General features: G+C 54.9%; 1 protein-coding gene. It reads right to left on the bottom strand.

Features of this window, described 5'->3' with window-relative positions:
* Nucleotides 1-71: 71 nt before the first annotated feature.
* A complete protein-coding gene (locus tag H6B51_RS17005) occupies nucleotides 72-1,430 on the bottom strand; it encodes an IS1182 family transposase (protein ID WP_204884778.1) in 1,359 nt (452 codons plus the stop codon).
* Nucleotides 1,431-1,499 lie beyond the last annotated feature (69 nt).

Genomic DNA, 1,499 nt, shown 5'->3' with positions numbered 1-1,499 from the left:
GGAGCTGTTGACAAAGTACTCTTTAAAAATCTGTATTGGAAAATTGACAAGAAAAAAGACGCCCACTGGCGTCATTTCATGGCCCATATCATCCGTTTCAAGTTCAAAGCGGTTGCCGAAAGGAGACAGTGATCCTCCGCTGCCTCTAAACCTCGTCGTAAGACGTGTGTTAAATTGTGGCTGCGCTTTTGAGCGGCAAAGGTGCCTTCACTCCAAACCTGCCGCTGCTTCAGCGCCTCTTGGTATTCCGGCTTCTCCCGCCTGGACAGATGCCGCTGGACGGCAGGCTTGAAATAACTGTCCATCAGCTTCCGGGCGCCTTGCCGGTCCGTTTCGCTCAGGCACTTCTCCCGCATAGGACAGCTGGTACAATCCTTTCGGTCCGCCCAATACTCCCAGAACAGCCCGCTGGCACTGCGGTACAACCGCTTGGCCCGAAGCCTTTTTCCGTTGGGGCAGAGATAGGTGTCTTCCCCCTTGCAATAAGAAAAGGCCTCCCGCTTGAACTCCGCCTGGGTATGGTCATGATTGGATTGAGGCCGAACAAAGAAATCGATACCATGCTCCTCCAGCACACGATGGGCCAGTGGAAAGTCGTAGGCAGAGTCCGCAGCCGCGGCCTGAAGGGGAATCACATTTTTGTGGATCTGTTCCAAATGCTCCAGATAGGGGACGGAATCGTGCACATCCCCAGGCGTCACCGTCACGCCCAGGATAATGCCGTGGTCCGTGTCAACCGTCTGGTGGGAGAGGTAATACTGCCCTTCTGGCTTACCTGGCCGCTTCATATGCCCAGCTTCCGGGTCTGTCCGGCTCACCCGTTTTTTCGTTCTGCGGCTGTCCTTCTTGATTTGTTTGACCCGCTTCTTCCGCCGTTTTCCCGTCCGGCACTCCAACTCCTCCAGTCCTTCCTCCTCATAGATGTCCAGACGTTCCCAGTATGCTCCCGGACTCTCCGGCACTTCCACCAGTTCCTCCGAGGCCCGGGAGGCGTTGGCCTTTACATGGGTGGAGTCGGTGGCCACCAACCGACCACTCACCACCCCTTTCTCTATACACTGCCGTACCACTTCTTCAAACAGTCGTCGAAATATTTTCCGGAAGGACGGTTTTCGCCGTCGCAGTTGGCTGATGGTGCTGTGATCCGGCACCCGCTCAAACAGATCCAGCCCCAGATACCACCGTAGTGCCATGTCGGTCTGAATCCGCTGCTCGATCTGCCGCTCTGAGGGAATGCCGTACAGAAATCCCACCAGCAAGTATTTTACCAGCACTACCGGGTCGATTGGCGGCCGCCCATACCGACGGCTGTACAGGTACGCGGTTTCTTCATATACAAAGCCCAGATCCAACGCCCCGTCCAGCTTCCGCAAAAAATGTCTTTCCGGTACCAGATCTTCTATCGTCACCATATGGAGCTTCAGTTGCATTCTCCCACCCCCATGTAACTCTATTCTACCATTTACTCTTGGGATTGTGTGGACTTTGTCAACAGCTCC

The sequence above is a fragment of the Pseudoflavonifractor phocaeensis genome (assembly GCF_016901955.1).
GTDB classification, from domain to species: Bacteria; Bacillota; Clostridia; order Oscillospirales; family Oscillospiraceae; genus Flavonifractor; species Flavonifractor phocaeensis_A.
The sequence above is the reverse complement of the archived record's forward strand: the minus strand, read 5'-3'. Positions and strand labels throughout refer to the sequence as shown.

What these genes read in the sequence shown, in the direction of transcription:
- H6B51_RS17005 (WP_204884778.1), bottom strand. Translation starts at nt 1,430, where the DNA reads ATGCAACTGAAGCTCCATATGGTGACGATAGAAGATCTGGTACCGGAA.